The sequence below is a fragment of the Streptomyces sp. ML-6 genome (assembly GCF_030116705.1).
Taxonomy (GTDB): domain Bacteria; phylum Actinomycetota; class Actinomycetes; order Streptomycetales; family Streptomycetaceae; genus Streptomyces.
This window is the reverse complement of sequence record NZ_JAOTIK010000001.1, coordinates 4162769-4177500: the sequence shown is the minus strand read 5'-3', so window position 1 is coordinate 4177500 and position 14732 is coordinate 4162769. Positions and strand designations below refer to the sequence as shown.

Below are 14732 nucleotides of genomic sequence, written 5' to 3'. Positions count from 1 at the left end.
TTCGAGTCCGGGCTCGCGGCGTACGGCACCGAGGCCGCCGGCATCCAGCCCTCGACGCTCGGCATCGCCCTGGCCGCCAACACCGCCGTCATCGTCGTGGCGCAGTTCGTCGTGCTGCGGCTCGTGGAGCGCCGCAGGCGCAGCCGGGTCATCGCCTCGGTCGGTCTGATCTGGGCGTTCGCCTGGATCGTGGCGGGGTACGCGGGTCTCGGGCACGGCAGCCAGACGATGGCGACGGCCGCGATGATCTCCACGTACGCGCTGTTCGGACTCGGCGAGTCGATGCTGTCGCCGACCGTGGCGCCGCTGGTCGCCGACCTGGCACCGGAGTCGATGGTCGGGCAGTACAACTCCGCGTTCGCCCTGTGCAAGCAGCTCGCGCTGGCGGTCGGCCCGGCCGTGGGCGGTCCGATGGGGGCGACGCTGCACGGTCCGTACATCGTGACGTTCGTACTGTTCTCGCTGGGCATCACGGTGCTGGCGCTGCGGCTCGGCCGGCGGCTCACCCCCGTGCAGGACCAGCCGTCGATCGCGACGACGCCGTCCCGGGTGGTGGCCGTGTCGCTGCCGGACGCCGAGCCGGTGCCCGCGGCCTCCACAGGCGCCGCCGCCAGCTGAGACGGCGGGGACGGAGACGGGGAAGAACGAAATCGAAGGCGAACAGGGGTCCTGCTTCCGGCAGGGCCCCTGTTCGCCTTCCTGCGCCCCGCCGCCGGAGCCACGAGTGGCAGCGGCAGCGGGGCGGTGGTGGTCACTGCGGCAGGGCGAATTCGCACCAGACCGATTTGCCGCCGCCCGGTGTGCGACGGCTGCCCCAGGACGTGGCGATCGTGGCGACGATGGAGATGCCGCGGCCCGCCTCGTCCGCCGGGTCGGCTCGGCGGCGGCGCGGCAGGTGGTCGTCCCCGTCGGTGACCTCGATGATCAGGCGGCGGTCGGTGCGGCGCAGGCCCAGGCGCATCGGCGGGGTGCCGTGCTTGAGGGAGTTCGCGACGAGCTCGCCGGCGGCCAGGACGCCCAGGTCGCAGAGCTCGACCGGGAAGCGCCAGGACGTCAGGACCCCGGTCGCGAAGGCGCGGGCGCGCGGGGCGGCCTCGATGCCGCCGAGGAGGTCGAGCGAGGCGTTGTGGAACAGCTCCGCGTCCGCCCCCGCGCGGGCGGGGTGCTGGACCACCAGTACGGCCACGTCGTCGTCGTGCTCCGCGGTCACGCCGAGGGAGCGGATCAGCCGGTCGCAGACCACCTGCGGGGAACCCTTGGCTCCGGACAGCGCGCGTCCCAGCGCGGCGACGCCCTCGTCGATGTCCTCGCTGCGCCGTTCCACCAGGCCGTCCGTGTAGAGGACCGCGGTGGAACCGGGCGGCAGCGCGATCGTGCCCGAGGTGTGGATCCAGCCGCCGGTGCCGAGCGGCGGCCCCGTCGGGTCCTCGGCGCGGTGGACCGTGCCGTCCTCGTGGCAGACCAGGATCGGGAGGTGGCCGGCGGAGGCGTAGACGAGGTGGCCCTCGTTCGGGTCGTGGACCGCGTAGACGCAGGTGGCGATCTGGCTGGCGTCGATCTCGGCGGCGAGGCCGTCGAGGAGCTGGAGCACCTCGTGCGGCGGGAGGTCGAGGCGGGCGTAGGCGCGCACGGCCGTGCGGAGCTGGCCCATGACGGCGGCGGCGCGCACGCCGCGGCCCATCACGTCCCCGATGACCAGGGCGGTGCGGCCGGCGCCGAGGGTGATGACGTCGTACCAGTCGCCGCCGACCGCGGCGTCCGTGCCGCCGGGCTGGTAGGTGGCGGCGATGCGGAGGTCGTCGGGCTGTTCCAGCTCCTGCGGGAGCAGGGAGCGTTGGAGGGTGACGGCCGTCTCGCGGTGCCGGCGCTCGCTCGCGCGGAGCCGTTCGGCCGCTTCGGCGTGGTCGGTGACGTCGGCGGCGTACACGAGCACTCCGGCTTCGCCGCCCTTGTTCCTGCCGCCCTTGTTGTTCCTGCCGTTCCTGGCGTTCTTGTTGTTCCTGACGTTCTTGGGGGGCTTGCTCTGCTTGTGGTCCGTGCCGTCGGTGCCGGGCTCCCCGTCCCTGTGCACCGGGGTGCAGGTCACGGTGTACGAGTTGCCGTTGCGGACCTTGCGGGACTTGACCGTGCGGGGGGTGCCGCTGCGCAGGACCTGGTCCATCAGCGGCAGCAGGCTGAGCTCGTCGAGCTCGGGCATGGCCTCGGCCGCGGTGGCGCCGATCAGGCGGGGGCCGAAGGCGGCGGTGTAGGCGTCGTTGACGTATGCGATGCGGTGGTCGGGGCCGTGGAGCAGGGCCACCAGGGCGGGCAGCTGACCGAGGATGTCCCGGGCGGAGAGGTCCTCCAGGGCGGGGCCGCCCGCGGGGGACTCACCGCCCGGGTCGCCGTGCGGGGCGGAGTTCGGGTCGGAGTTCGGTCCGTCGTGCGGATCGGGGTCCGGGCCGTCGTGCGTGTCGCTGCGCGGGTCGCCGTCCGGCGGGCGCGGCCCGGTCTCGGGCTGTGCGTACTCGGCGCGGGCCGAGGGCACGGAACTGCGCTCGTCCCGTGCGGCGGCACGGCGCTGCGTTCCGGGTAGGCGGGCGCTCCAGCGCGTGAAGTTCACGGAATTTCTGGCCTCGTGTATCGGTCTGGTCCGCTCGCGCGGGCTGCTCACTGTCGGTCACTGCCGGCCGGGTCACTCTGTGCAGATGTGGGCCCACCTATGGTCACACGTCCAGTGTGACGGACCGTACTGACAGTTGTCGGCACGGTCCGTCCCGGGCGAGTGGCCGATCGGTTCGACGGGCCGTCAGCCGCCGTTCCTCCGCAGGTCGTCGGGGCCCCGGGGATCGTCGGGCCCCGGCGGGTCGCCGCGTCCCGGTGGGCCGTCCCCGCTCGGCGGGCCGTTCGGCCGGGGGCGTCTGCCACCGGCGGCGAGCTCGAACTCCGCACGCGGGTGCTCCAGCGAGCCGAGGGAGACGATCTCGCGCTTGAAGAGCCCGGCGAGCGTCCACTCGGCGAGGACGCGCGCCTTCCGGTTGAACGTCGGGACGCGGCTGAGGTGGTACGTGCGGTGCATCAGCCAGGCCGGGTAGCCCTTGAGCTTGCGGCCGTAGACGTGGGCGACGCCCTTGTGGAGGCCGAGCGAGGCGACGGAGCCCACGTGGGCGTGCCGGTATTCCTTGAGGGGTTCACCGGCCAGTGACGCGAGGAGGTTCTCGGCGAGGACCTTGGCCTGGCGCACCGCGTGCTGGGCGTTGGGGGCGGTCTCCCGGCCCGGTTCCGCGGCGGTCAGGTCGGGGACGGCCGCGGCGTCCCCCGCGGCCCAGGCGTGCTCGACGCCCTCGACGGCGAGTTCCGCCGTGCACCTGAGCCTGCCGCGCCCGTCGAGGGGCAGGTCGGTGGCGGCGAGGACCGGTGCGGGTCGGACGCCCGCCGTCCACACGAGGGTGCGGGTCGGGAAGCGGGAGCCGTCGCTCAGCACGGCGATCCGGTCCTCGCAGGTCTCCAGCCGGGTGTCGAGGCGTACGTCGATGTTGCGGCCGCGCAGCTCGCGGATCGCGTAGACGCCCATCTCGTCGCCGACCTCGGGGAGGATGCGGCCGGACGCCTCGACGAGGATCCACTTCAGGTCCTCCGCCTTGATGTTGTGGTAGTACCGCGAGGCGTAGCGGGCCATGTCCTCCAGCTCGGCGAGGGCCTCGACGCCGGCGTAGCCGCCGCCGACGACGACGAAGGTGAGGGCGGCGTCGCGGACGGCCGGGTCGCGGGTGGAGGAGGCGATGTCCATCTGCTCGATGACGTGGTTGCGCAGCCCGATGGCCTCCTCGATGGTCTTGAAGCCGATGCCGTGGGCGGCCAGGCCGGGGACCGGGAGGGTGCGCGAGACGGAGCCGGGCGCCAGGACGAGTTCGTCGTACGGGATCTCCAGGGCGCCGGTGCCGTCCTCCGCCGTGGCGAGGGTGGTGACGGTCGCGGTGCGCTTGGCGTGGTCGACGCGCTGCGCCTCGCCGATCACGATGCGGCAGTCCGCCAGGACGCGGCGGAGCGGCACGACGACGTGACGCGGCGAGATCGAGCCCGCCGCCGCCTCGGGCAGGAACGGCTGGTACGTCATGTAGGGCTCGGGGGTGACGACCACGATCTCGGCCGCCCCGCTTCTGATCCGCTGCTTCAGCTTCCGCTGGAGACGCAGCGCCGTGTACATCCCGACGTAGCCGCCGCCGATGACGAGGATGCGCGCACCCGGCGGGGGTCCTGGGGGTGTTTCCCCGGATTCTGAAGCCATCACCACCCCATGACGCAACGTGCTCATGGGTTTGTCCACAGCCTCGACAAATTGTGTGACCGGAGGTTCTCGGCGGGTGGCCGCGGCCGGACACCAGGGAGGTGGGGAAGCTGCGCAGGTCAGGGGTTGTGGTGGGGGTGCCGGACCGGGGGTGGATCAGTGCCCGACCGGTCCTTGCTCCGATCGGGGGGCACCCATGCGGAACTACCCCCTTCTGAATTGACCCGGGCTCAACTATGTTCGTATGTCGCCGGGGTGTCGGATCGAGACCATGATCCACTCTCCGGCTCAGACGGCGGGAAGTCTCCGGGGGGAGACGTCATAACCGGGGGAACAGTTATGCAGATTCAGGATTCTCATTGGCAGAATGCTGCGGTTACGCCCCATTCGTCCGAAGGGAACGGGCGAAACGGCGCGGTGGGAGCGGTTGCGGTGGCGACAGCCGCCCCGGCCGGTACGACCGCCACGGCCGGGGTGAACGGAACAGCCGGGGTGAACGGAACGGCCGCGGCGCATGGCCGCTCGACTCCGCTCCGGGTGGACGCGCAGCGCAACCTGGAGCATGTCCTGCGAGCCGCCCGCGAGGTGTTCGGCGAGCTGGGCTACGGGGCTCCGATGGAGGATGTGGCGCGTCGCGCCAGGGTCGGGGTCGGCACGGTGTACCGCCGCTTCCCGAGCAAGGACGTGCTGGTCCGGCGGATAGCGGAGGAGGAGACCTCCCGGCTGACGGACCAGGCGCGCAGTGCGCTCGGCCAGGAGGACGAGCCGTGGTCGGCGCTGTCGCGCTTCCTGCGGACGTCCGTGGCCTCGGGCGCGGGGCGGCTGCTGCCGCCCCAGGTGCTGCGGGTCGGGGTCGATGTCGACTCCGACCTCGAGGGCGCGACGTCGGCCGGCGCGGCGCAGGCCGGGGAGTCGACGGCCGTAGCGGGTTCGGTCGACGGCCCGTCCGAGGCCCGGGTTCCTCAGCAGCGTAAGGGCGACGATCCGTCCGAGGCCCGTCCCGCCGAGGGGCGGTCCGTCCCGGAGGCCGGGTTCGAGGCCGACGACTCGGGGGCCGGGGAACTGCTGGAGGTCGTCGGCCGCCTGGTGGACCGGGCCCGGGCCGCCGGTGAGCTGCGCCGGGACGTGACGGTCGCGGATGTCCTGCTGGTCATAGCGACGGCAGCGCCTTCGCTGCCCGACGCGGCCCAGCAGGCAGCGGCTTCGAGCCGGCTGCTGGACATCCTGCTGGAGGGGCTGCGTTCCCGGCCGGCCGCCTGAGCGGAGCACGACCGCCCGGACGGAACGGCGGAACGGCGGGCGTGGATGACCGGGGTTCCGGTGCGCCGGGCCGTGTCGGGACACCGGGTTCTCGGGGTCTCGACGCGCCGAGGTTCTGGAGTCCGGAGTACTGACGGGTGCGTGCCCGGCGATGCGTCGCCGGGCACGATGCCCGGGGCCGGGAGCCGTCCGTGCGGCCGGGGCCCGTCCCCGGCCGCGCCGTCCCTGCGTGCAGGGGCCCGAAGAAACCGGGAGGGGCGAGAAGCCGGGGGCGGAGAAGTCCGATGTGCACGGCCGCGTTCAGGGCGGCGCGTGTCGCGGTCGGCGCCCGTTCGTCCGGCACTCGCCTCGTCCGGCGCCTGCCTCGCCTCGCGCTTGCCTCGAGCTTCCCTCGCCCAGTGCATGCTCGCCCCGCGCTTCCCTCGCCCAGTGCCTGCTCGTTCGGCACTGCCTCACCCGGCACCTGCTCATTCGGCGCCCGCTTTGAGGGGGCGTTTCGGGTGAGGGGTGAGGGCGCGGTGCGTGGGATGGGAGAACGCGGCGAGCATGACGAACGCGGTGGGCGCACGGCGTTCAGGGCGAATGGTTGATGTGGCCCGATTTGATGGGGTCTTGGTCAACGGCCCGCCGTCACCTGCTCTATCAATGAGCCACCCTTTCGAGCGCATTTCACCCATTTCCCGGCGCCCGCGCCCTTCATTCTGCATGGAATGCGGCCGCCCGTGCTGCGGAGACGTCCCACCCATGCCGTGACGGGGCCGCGCCACCGCCCCGTTCCGGCTCGTTCCGACGCGTTCCAGCACGTTCCGGCTCGCGGGAGGCCGGTGAGAGCTCTTCCGTCGCCGACCGGATGCCGTTCGAGCGCCTCGGGAACCTTCACATCGACGGGCCGCCCCGGCGGGGGAACGGTTGCACGCCGCTCACGGCACGCTCGCACGGGAAAGCGACCGGCGAGCGTTCACCGAACGAATGACCGCCGGTGCCCGTATTCGAAAACTCCCCGGAGGAGTGGTTGCGGGGACTGAGGGTTCGGCGTGATTGCGCCATGTGGCACGCTTGCCCGATGTTCGGGTCCGACAGCGCATACGGGGGCTACCGCGATGAGCGGTGACGGGCAGCAGGAAGAGTCGTTCGACGACGTCTCCGCCATAGGCGGTGGCGCGGAAGCCGGTGGGCGGTCCTCCCGGCAGGTACCGAGTCAGGGCGGACCGGGACGGTCGGGCAGTGCCACCGAGGGCGGCACCGTGCTGCCGAGCCCGTGGCCGGCGCCGGTCGAGTCCGGCGGTGAGGCGGTGGCCGAGGCGTCGGTGCCGATGCAGCGGGAGGGCGGCAGCGCCGATCTCTCCGGTGGGGCCCCGTCCGACGTCGAGCTGATCCGGCGGATGCGGGACGGCGACGACCTCGCGTACGAGGAACTGTTCCGGCGGCACTCGGACGCGGTGCGGCGCTACGCGCGAAGCTGCTGCCGGGACGCCCACACGGCCGACGACCTGACGGCCGAGGTCTTCGCCCGCACGCTGCAGGCGGTACGGCGGGGCAAGGGGCCCGAGGAGGCCGTGCGGGCCTACCTCATGACGGCCGTCCGGCATGTCGGGGCGGCCTGGACCAGGACCGCGAAGCGGGAGCACCTGGTCGACGACTTCGCGGTGTTCGCCGCGCAGGCCGCCCAGTCCTCCCAGGTGTCGGACGCGGAGACGCTCGACCTCGGCGCCGACGTACGGGCGATGCACGAGGCCGAGCAGTCGATGGCGATGCAGGCGTTCCGCAGTCTTCCGGAGCGCTGGCAGGCCGTGCTGTGGCACACCACCGTCGAGGAGGAGTCGCCCAGCGAGGTCGCTCCGCTCTTCGGGCTGACCGCCAACGCCACGGCGGTGCTGGCCAGCCGGGCCCGCGAGGGTCTCAAGCAGGCCTACCTCCAGGCGCACGTGAGCCAGGCGCTCACCGCGGGCGGCGACTGCGCGCGCTACGCCGACCGGCTCGGCGCGTACGCCCGGGGCGGACTGCGCATGCGGGCCGAGCGCGGGCTGCGGGGGCATCTGGACGAGTGCGTGAAGTGCCGGCTCGCCGCGGGCGAACTCGCCCATGTCAACGCCGGGATTCCCGCGCTGCTGCCGGTCGCGGTCATCGGGTGGTTCGCCACCGGGTACGTGCTCAAGGCTGCCGGAATCGTCGCCGGGGGCGCGGTGGGTGCCGCCGGTGCGGGTGCCGCCGCGGCGGCGACCGGGGGAGGTTCCACCGGGGGTGCGGCCGGTGGTGCCGCCGCCTCGGAGGGGCTCGGCGCGCCGGCGAAGGCCGGCATCGTGGCGGCGGTCGTCGTGACCGCCACGGCCGGACTGGTCTGGGCCATGGCCGGCGACGACCAGCCGAAGCCCGAGGCCCGGCACCAGCCGAAGCCCGCGGTCGTGGCGCCCCCGGCACCGACCCCGCCGCCGAAGCCGACCCCGTCCCCGAAAGCCGTGCCTCCGGCGCCCCCGCCCCGCCGACGCCGAAGGCGACGCCCACACCCACGGCCACCCCCACTCGGACGCCCCTTCCGACCCCGCCCCCGAAACCGAAGCCGAAGCCCACTCCTCCGGCGCCGAAGCCGCCCGCCCCGGAGCCGGATCCGGAGCCGGATCCCACCCCGACTCCGACGCCGTCACCGTCGGCCCCGAAGGTGTACCGGGTCAGCGAGTTGAACTACTCGGTCCTGGGCGACCACACCGAGCCGGAGGTGGTGATGGGCGAGAGCAGTTGGGTCTGGCAGCGGTCCGGCGTGTCGATCGGTGGCACCACGTACGCGCACGGGGTGACCGTGCACAGCAAGTCCTCGGTCACCATCCAGCTGAACAAGCAGTGCACGCATTACGAGGCGATGGTCGGGGTCGACGACATGATGATGGGTCTCGGATCGGTGCGCTTCTCCGTCTTCAACGGGGACGGGACGCGGCTGTGGCAGTCCCCGGTGATGAGCGGCGGCGATCCGGCCGTGCCCGTCCGGGTCGGCATCACCGGTCAGAAGAGCATCCGGCTCGTCGTCGAACGGGCCCGAACCGGGGGCGGTTCGACGCTCGCCGCCTGGGCGGATTCGAGCATCAGCTGCCAGTGAGCCGGTCCGGGGCGCCGGGAACGGCCCCCGGGGCGCCGGGAACGGCCCCCGGGGCACCCGGGGCCCGGGCGGGTGTCGTGGCGGCCGCCGTGGCGGAAAGATCCGGCCCGGGAAGGCCCGGCGCGGAAAGGTCCGCCCCAGGGAGGTCCGTCCCGGGAAGGTCCGGCGCAGGAAGGTCCGCGGTGATGCGGGTCAGCAGGTCGATGACGTCGTCCACGGTCAGGGCGCGGCCCGCGGCGCGCTCCGACTCGTACCGCCGGGGCCCGAGTTCCTCGCGCGCCCGCCGGGTGGCCCCGTCCACCCCGGCCTGTTCGGCCCTCGACCTGGGGACGTCGGGGCGCCAGTTGTCGGCTGCCGCCAGAATCCGTACGGCTGCCCCGGACAGGCCCAGTTCCGGCAGCACGGCCGCCGCGCCCTCCGCCAGCTGACCGGTGATGAGTTCGGCGCACCGCGCGTCCCTCGCCCCGCGCAGGGCGGCCGTCAGGCCCCGGGCCGCGGCGGCCGGGCCCCGGTTCGGCCCCGGCTCGCGCGCCGTGACCCGGGCGGCCAGGCCCTGCACGATCGCGGTGAAGTGCGACGGCGGGATGCCGTGCCCGTCCTCCCCCTCCACCTCGGTGACCAGGCGTCGCGCCTCCGCGAGGTCGCCCCGGTCCAGGGCCGCGGTGGCGCGCAGGAAGCAGTTGTAGGCGTGGGCGTCGTGCACCTGGTAACGGCCCGCCTCGCGCTCCGACTCGGCCAGGTGCCGTTCGAAGGCCGCCGTGTCACCGGTGCGGTGGGCGATCTCCGCGAGGCGCGCGAGGATGAACGGCGCCTCGGCGTGCGCCCCCACCTCACGGGCGAGCAGCAGTGCCTCCTCGTACGCCTCGCGCGCCTGCGCGTACCGTCCGCGCATCGCGCCCGCCTCCGCGGTGGCGCTCGCGACCTGCGCGCGGATCCAGCGGTCGCCGACGCGGCGGCTCAGCTCGCGCAGCTCCGCGAGGTCGTCGTCGATCCCGGGCATGCCGCCGGGCATGTCGACGATCATGTGGGTGCGGAACATCAGCGCGACGCAGTACTCCCAGTCGCCGCCGTGGGCACGGGTGTTGGCGACCACCTGCTCGATCCTGGCGTACGCCTCCTCCGTGGGGCGGTTCCCGAACAGGGTCATCGGCCAGAGCAGTCCCGGGAAACGGGCGGACTGCGGTCCCGGGGTCATGAAGGCGTCGGCCACCCGGCGCATCAGGGCCTGGTACCGCTCGTCGCCGTGGATGTGGTCGGCCGGGCGGCTCTCGATGGTGAGGAAGTACAGCAGCATCTCCAGATGCATGCGCGGCCAGTGGCGGGGGTCGTGGTCACCGGCCGGTTCCGGGCCCAGTGCCATGGTCCGCTCGGCCCAGGCGAGGCCCTCGGCGCGGAAGTCGCGCAGCCACCAGAACCACCCCATGCCGAGAACCAGGCGGATGGCCTCCGGTTCGAGGGCGCGGGTGACGACGGTGCGGTGGAGGGCGGCCCGGATGTTGTCGAGGTCGGTCTCCAGCCGTTCGATCCAGAGCAGTTGGTCGCCGGAGCGCAGCCGGGGGTCGGCCTCCTCGACCAGGGCGAGGAAGTACGCGGTGTGCGCGTCCTCGGCGGCGGCGCGCACGTCCGGGACCTCGGCGGCGCGTTCGGCGGCGTACTCGTGGATGGTTTCCAGGAGGCGGTAGCGCATGTCGCCGGAGCCGGTCGGGGTGGCGACGACGAGTGACTTGTCGACGAGGGCGCCGATCAGGTCGGCGACCGGGGGCCGGTCCCGGCCGGTCGTGACGACGGCCTCCGCGGCCGCCAGCTCCCAGCCGCCCACGAAGACGGAGACCTGGCCCAGGGCGGTGCGCTCGGCCTCGTCGAGGAGGTCCCAGGACCAGTCGACGACGGCCCGCAGGGTCTGCTGCCGCGGCAGTACGGTGCGGCTCCCGCCGGTCAGCAGGCGGAACCGGTCGTCGAGCCGGTCCGCGATCTACCGGGGGCTGAGCATCCGCAGCCGGGCCGCGGCGAGTTCGATGGCGAGCGGCTGGCCGTCGAGCCGGCGGCAGATCTCGGCGACGGCGTCCGGATCGTGCGCCGCCTCCTGCGCGGGGTCGAAGTCGGGACGTACGGCACGGGCGCGTTCGGCGAACAGCCGGTGGGCGGGGTCGGCCGGGAGCGGGCCGACCGGGCGCACGGATTCGCCGGGGACGCCGAGGGGTTCCCGGCTGGTGGCGAGGACGCGCAGCCCCGGGCAGTGGGTGAGCAGGGTCTCGGCGAGGGCGGCGGCCGCGCCGACGACGTGTTCGCAGTTGTCCAGGACAAGCAGGAACGGGCGGACGCGGGAGCAGCGCGCCAGGTGCTCGACGAGGAGGTCGGTCGGGTCGGTACGGGGAGAGTGGGCGTCGCGGTTGTCGCGCAAGAGGGTGGTCTCGCGCAGCCCGAGAGCGGAGAGCACCGCTCCGGGTACGTCGGCGGGGTCCTCCACCGAGGCGAGTTCGGCCATCCACGCCTCCGTGAAGGGCGGCGCGGTCCGGCCCCCGCGGGTGGCGGCCTCCTCGGCGAGCCTGGTCTTCCCGGAACCGCCGGGGCCGGTGAGGGTGACCAGGCGGGAACGGGACAGGTCGGCCTCGATGGACCGCAGTTCGGGCTCCCGGCCGACGAACGAGTTGAGCCGGGGACGGAGGTTGCCCTGGACGGCGGACGGGCCCGGTGCTTCGGGCGGGTTTGTGGTCGCGGACAGGCCTGTGGTCGCGGATGGTCCCGTTGTCGTGGCTGGTCCTGTCGTTGCGAACGGGCCTGTCGTCGCGGACGGGCCTGTGGTCGCGAACGGGCCTGTGGTCGCGAACGGGCCTGTTGTTGCGGACGGCCCCGTGGTCGCAGACGGGCCTGTCGTCGCGGACGGGGTACGGGGCGGGGCGAGCAACTCGCGGTGGAGTGCGGTCAGTTCAGGGCCGGGGTCGGTCCCGAGACCGTCGGCGAGGGTGCGGCGGGCGTCCTCGTAGGCGGCCAGCGCGTCGGCCCGGCGCTCTTCGGCCCGCAGGGCGCGGATCAGCTGGGAGCGGAAGCGCTCGTCGTACGGATGGGCCGCGGTCAGTTCCTCGAGTTCCGGTACGAGGGTGTGCGGCCCGGAGCCGGTACCGGTACCGGGCCCCGCGTCCGTACCTGCGCCCACACCCGTACCCGTGCCCGTGCCCGTGGCTGTGCCTTCCGCGGCGCTTCTCAGGTCCGCCTCGATGCGGCGTTCCAGCGCGGTCAGGCGGTGGGCCTCCGGGCGCCGGCCGTGCCCGTGGTCCCGGCCCGGCAGATCGGCCAGGGCCGGGCCGCGCCACAGGGCGAGCGCGGCGCGCAGCGTGCGGGCGGCCGTCACGGGGTCGCCCGCGTCGAGTTCCCCGGCCCCCTGCCGGGCCAGCCGCTCGAACACGTGCAGATCGACCTCGCCGGGCCCGGCCTCCAAGCGGTAACCGCCCTGGGTGCTCGCGACCGCGTCCCGGCCCAGCGCGCGGCGCAGTCGGCCCACGAGCGCCTGGAGCGCGGCGGGCGCGTCGTGCGGCGGCTCGTCGGCCCAGACGTCGTCGACCAGGTCGGCGACGGGAACGGGGCGCCCCGCACGCAGGGCGAGGGCCGCAAGGAGCGCGCGCAGGCGCGGGCCGCCCACGGGCAGGACGCCGCCGTTCTCGTCTCGCGCCTCGGTGACGCCCAGGATCAGGTACCGCACCCGGCCATTGTGTCCCGTGGCCCGGTCACCGGCCGCCGACCACCGGCCATGGGCCGTCACCCCGACCACCGGCCTCGCCGGCCGCCCGGTGCCGGGTTGTCTAGCGCTGCAGGGTCCGCCTGGCCGGGACGACCCCGCCCGCGACCGCGCGCTGGCGGGGTGCCGCCGTACCCGTCCAGCAGGTGCCGCGGCGCGAGACCAGGCGGCGGAGCCAGAGCTCGGTGGACGCCAGGTGGGCGAGGCCCTCCAGCGGGAGCGGTTCGCCGTCGGCGGCCGCACGCAGGGCCTTCCGTACGACGCGGGCCTCGACCAGGCCCGCGTCGGCGAGCAGCGGGGCGTCGAAGAGGGCGATCAGCTCGGGCAGTGCGGCGCGCAGGCCGGTGCGGGCGGTCGCGTTCGAGGTGGCGAGCGAGGGGGTGCCCCAGCCCGGCGGCAGTTCGTGGATGCCCGCGCCCGCGAGGACCCGGCGCAGGACCGCGGCGCGGGCGCCCGGCTGGACCCGGAGCGATTCGGGGAGCGCGCGGGCGGCGCGTACGACCTGGTTGTCGAGGAACGGGGCGTGCAGGCGTTGGCTGCGGTTCTCCGCGGCCTGCTCGAGGATGCGGTGGTCGGCGGCGTACCGGGCCAGGGCCGCCCTGGCCCGTGCCTCGCCGGGGCGTTGGACGGAGACGGGGCGGATCGCCGCCTCCTGGAGCCGGACCGAGACCTCGGCGAGCGCCTCCCCGGTGAGCCAGCGCGCGGCGGGGCCCGGCCGTGACCAGGCGAGGGCGGCGAGCGAGGCGTCGGCGGGGGTGTCGAGGTCGGGGGCGTTCCGGTTGGCGTCCGGCAGCCGGTCGGCCGCCTCCTCCAGGCCGCTGCGGTACGAGGTGCGGGACAGCCGGCGGGCCGCGCGGTAGACGGTCAGCGGGACGAACAGGGACTGCGCGCTCGGGCCCTCCGCCTTGGCGAGCGCGGCCACCGGGCGCAGCAGATGGCGTCGGCGGCGGTCCATCAGCAGGTCGGCGAGGCGGGCCGGGTGGGCGTCGAGGACCTGCCGGGCGCCGCCGCCGACGAAGTGGTCGGCACTGCCCGCGGCGAGGCGGCGGCGGTGGCGCTCGGCGACGACGAGGGAGGGGGCGGGTTCGTCGGTGAGGGGGCCGCCGCCCAGGTCGGCGTAGGGCAGGGCCTCCTCACCGGCCGCGACGACGACGTGGTGCAGGCGGGGGTCGGCGGCGATGACCCGGGCGCGTTCGAGTTCGTCCTCGTGGCCGTGCGCGGTCAGGTCGTTGAGGGTGACGGCGAGCAGCCGCTCCCCCGCGCCCGTGCCGTGGCCGAGGAGGGTGCCGGGCAGTCCGGGCAGGCCCGCGGCGAGCAGGGCGAGGGTGGCGGAGGCGCTGCCTCCGGAGAGGTCGGCGCCGATGCCGGGCACCGGGGCGCCCCGGGCGGCGCGCCGGTCGGCGGGGCCCATGCCGGGGACCGGGCCGGGGTCGGGCGGCAGGGTCTCGGGGGCGTGGCGGGGGGCGAGGAGCCTGGCGCGCACGGCTTCGACCAGGGCGTCGCGCACCCCCTCGACGGCGCTGACCGGGTCGACCTGGGGGGCGGCGACGGCGAGGGAGGCCACCGCCTCGTACCCGGTGACCTCGCGCGAGCCCTCGCGGAGGATGAGCGCGTGGCCGGGCGGGATGCGCTTCACCCCGGCGTACGGGGTGCCGTCGCGCAGGGCCTCCGGGGTCTCGGGGCAGGCCAGCAGGGCGGCCAGGTGGCCGATGTCGAGCTGGGCCTCGATGAGGTCGGCGAGCGGGAGGGCGGCGGTGGCGTACGCCGTACCGCCCGCCCAGGGGGTGTGGAAGACGGGGCGGGCCCCGGCGAGGTCCCCGATGACGGTGATCCGGCGGCCGATCCGGACGACCGTGGTGTAGCTGCCGGGCCAGGAGGTGAGGTGGCGCAGGGCCCCGCCGCGGGCGGCGAGGAGGCCGGCGCGCAGCTGTTCGTCGGTGGCGCTGCAGCAGCCGAGGACGGCCATGCGCGCGGTCGGGGTGCCGTCGGCGGCCTCGACCGTGCTGATGCGGATCTCGTCGGGGCGCCAGTCGCCGACGGCCCACAGCGGATCGGGGTCGCCCCACAGGAGCTGCGAGCCCACGGGGTGCACCGTGCGTCCCTCGTCGTCGGACCCGACGGCGCCCGCCGTGCCGAAGCGTGCGGCGATACTGCTCCACCCCACCAACCAACGCATCGCCGCCTCCACAGGCTGTGGACAAAACGGCGCAGCTGGGAAGCAACGGGAGAAGTCCGATGGCATGCGGCACCGTTGCGAACATGCTGCCACGACAACGGCGCACAGGAGGGGCTCTGGAGGGCGCACGTCGGATGCGCATGCGCCCCTGGCAAACGCCGGACCGGCACGGAGGTCGCAGTGCCCCGGGGCGGAGGTCGGAGCCACC

At 74.5% G+C, this 14732-nt stretch carries 5 protein-coding genes and 2 pseudogenes (1 of these 7 cut by a window edge); 3 read left to right on the top strand and 4 right to left on the bottom strand.

Features of this window, described 5'->3' with window-relative positions; genetic code table 11:
- Positions 1-618, top strand: the end of a protein-coding gene (locus tag OCT49_RS18490; protein ID WP_283855843.1) for an MFS transporter. It extends 690 nt beyond the left edge of the window; 618 of the gene's 1308 nt are visible here — the last part of the coding sequence; the start codon falls outside the window, past its left edge; it ends in the stop codon at positions 616-618.
- A 133-nt stretch (positions 619-751) separates the two neighbouring features.
- Here the strand turns inward: OCT49_RS18490 and OCT49_RS18485 are convergent, their stop codons facing one another.
- Both OCT49_RS18485 and OCT49_RS18480 read right to left on the bottom strand, forming a co-directional pair.
- Entirely contained in the window at positions 752-2602 is a 1851-nt protein-coding gene (locus OCT49_RS18485; protein ID WP_283852969.1) for an ATP-binding SpoIIE family protein phosphatase, read from the bottom strand.
- Between the two features lie 186 nt (positions 2603-2788).
- Positions 2789-4267, bottom strand: a complete 1479-nt coding sequence (locus OCT49_RS18480; RefSeq protein WP_283852968.1) for an NAD(P)/FAD-dependent oxidoreductase — start codon at positions 4265-4267, stop codon at positions 2789-2791.
- A 339-nt stretch (positions 4268-4606) separates the two neighbouring features.
- On the opposite strand from OCT49_RS18480, the gene OCT49_RS18475 reads away from it, so the two are divergent.
- Complete coding sequence (locus OCT49_RS18475; protein WP_283852967.1) at positions 4607-5527, top strand: TetR/AcrR family transcriptional regulator; 921 nt, start codon at positions 4607-4609, stop codon at positions 5525-5527.
- A 1100-nt stretch (positions 5528-6627) separates the two neighbouring features.
- Positions 6628-8615 (top strand): annotated as a pseudogene (locus tag OCT49_RS18470) (sigma-70 family RNA polymerase sigma factor).
- Here OCT49_RS18470 and OCT49_RS18465 read toward each other — a convergent pair.
- Together OCT49_RS18465 and OCT49_RS18460 are read right to left on the bottom strand one after the other, a co-directional pair.
- Positions 8602-12312: pseudogene (locus OCT49_RS18465) on the bottom strand (AfsR/SARP family transcriptional regulator). The pseudogenes OCT49_RS18470 and OCT49_RS18465 overlap by 14 nt on opposite strands.
- Positions 12313-12412: 100 nt before the next feature.
- The gene (locus tag OCT49_RS18460; RefSeq protein WP_283852966.1) at positions 12413-14524 is read right to left on the bottom strand and encodes an asparagine synthase-related protein; all 2112 of its coding nucleotides are present in this window, start codon (positions 14522-14524) and stop codon (positions 12413-12415) included.
- Positions 14525-14732: the final 208 nt, after the last annotated feature.